This window comes from Brachyspira catarrhinii, assembly GCF_005518285.1.
Lineage (GTDB): Bacteria > Spirochaetota > Brachyspiria > Brachyspirales > Brachyspiraceae > Brachyspira > Brachyspira catarrhinii.
The window spans coordinates 1-1,979 of the sequence record NZ_SJDU01000399.1; the positions used below are offsets into that span (position 1 = coordinate 1).

At 35.5% G+C, this 1,979-nt stretch carries 1 protein-coding gene and 1 pseudogene; both read right to left on the bottom strand.

Annotated elements, in window-relative coordinates; all coding sequences use genetic code 11:
- Positions 1 to 1,270, bottom strand: a pseudogene (locus EZH24_RS10900) (DNA-directed RNA polymerase subunit beta); the annotation flags it as partial.
- 145 nt (positions 1,271 to 1,415) lie between these two features.
- A complete protein-coding gene (gene rplL / locus EZH24_RS10905; protein WP_137999141.1) occupies positions 1,416 to 1,808 on the bottom strand; it encodes a 50S ribosomal protein L7/L12 in 393 nt (130 codons plus the stop codon).
- Positions 1,809 to 1,979: the final 171 nt, after the last annotated feature.

Sequence of the window (1,979 nt, forward strand, 5' to 3'; positions counted from 1 at the left end):
CCAAAAGTTCGCCAACGCTTCTTATTCTTCTATTTCCCAAATGGTCTATATCGTCAAGCTGCTCTTCGTTAATAAATACTTTTATCAAAAATCGAATCGTTTCCACTATATCTTTATGTCTTAAAACATTGCTCTTTTCGTCTTCTGGAAAATTGAGTCTTTTATTTATTTTATATCGTCCGACATCGCCAAGCGCGTATAATTTAGGGTCAAATACCATATCGTTGCAAATTTTAACGACATTGTCTATTAAAGCTGGCTCTCCTGGTCTTAAAACATTGTAAATTTTTGCGCATGCTTCTCTTTGGTCTCTCGTCACATCTTTATCCAAAGTGTTGATTATGGTTACATTATCTTTAATCGCTTCCATATTCAAAACTTCGACTTCTTTAACTCCGCTCATCAAAAGTCTTTCGGCAAGGTTCGTATTTATAAGCTCGCCTGGGTTAAGTATTATCTCTTCGGGATTATCCGTATCAAAAACCGTAGAATACGAGCGTCTGCCTATCAAAGCTTCTTTTTTAGCTTCGTCCGACAATTTTGACAATGAAATTTTATCAACCGTATAAAATAATTTCAAAATCTCTTCGTTTGTCGTGATTCCGATTGCTCTTAAAAATACCGTAACGGGAAGTTTTTTCTTTCTGTCAATTCTAACATACATTATATCTTTTTTAGTGTCGAGTTCAAATTCGAGCCAAGTTCCTCTATCTGGTATTATTTTTGCCACAAACATAGCGTCTCTGTCGCTTCTATTGAAAACTACCCCTGGAGACCTGTGAATTTGAGAAACTACCACTCTCTCCGCTCCGTTTACGATAAAAGTGCCTCTGTTCGTCATAGCGGGAATATCGCCAACAAAAATCTCCTGTTCGACTATCATTTCGGGTTCTCGAACTGTTAATTGAACTTTTATCTTAAAAGGATAGGCAAAAGTTTTATCTCTTCTTCTCGCCTCTTTTTCGGAAATTTTAGGCTCGCCAATCGAATACGAAATAAACTCGATTTGCATCTTTTCGTTGTTTGCCACTATAGGAAATATCGAATTCAAAACCTCTTGCAAACCTTCGTTTTTTCTCTTATTTTCGGGAACATCCTTTTGAAGAAAACTATCGTATGACTCTTTTTGTATAGCAAGAAAATCGGGCGGTTCTAAAACCGAAGCGTATCGCGAAAAATTCACGCGTCCGTTTTCAATTCTATATTTTTTAGCGAACTCAATTCCTCTTTCCTTATATACTTTATTGTCTATTTGAATGTTATTAGCCATATTAAAAAGAACTCCAAATTACAGCTTTTATATTTTTTATGTTTTTATAATTATTTTAATTTTTAGCTTATATTAATTATTTAAGATACAATTATTTAAGAAGGGCAAAGCTAATATACCCTTCTTAAATTTTAATTGTCTTATATTATTTAACTTCAACTTTACCGCCTGCGGCTTCCAATTGTTTTTTAATCGCCGCCGCTTCGTCTTTTGAAACGCCAGATTTAATAGTTTCGCCGCCTTTTTCTACGGCATCTTTAGCTTCTTTTAAACCCAAGCCGCTAACCGCTCTAACTTCTTTAATGAGCGCTATTTTTTGAGCAGCGTCGAATCCAGTAAGAATTATATCGAATTCGTTTTTCTCTTCTTCCGCAGCTCCGCCAGCAGCCGCTCCTCCAGCCGCTGGAGCGGCCACAGCCGCAACGGGCATAGCCGCCGTTACATTAAATTTTTCTTTAATAGCTTCAACCAATTCATGAAGCTCTATAACTTTCATCTCTTCTATCGCTTGTAGTATTTCTTCTTTACTTAAAGCCATTTTTATTCTCCTTAAACTTTTAATTTTTTACTTTTTAATTTTTTACTTTTTTTATTTCGACTATTAATTTAAGCCGATTTTTTCTTTTCTTCTTCAACGGAATCGAGCGTATAAGCAAGTTCCGATATGATACTTTGTAGAGAATTTGCCAAACTCGATATAGGCGACTGT

Coding starts and splice junctions, on each gene's coding strand:
- rplL (WP_137999141.1), bottom strand. CDS start 1,808: ATGGCTTTAAGTAAAGAAGAAATACTACAAGCGATAGAAGAGATGAAA.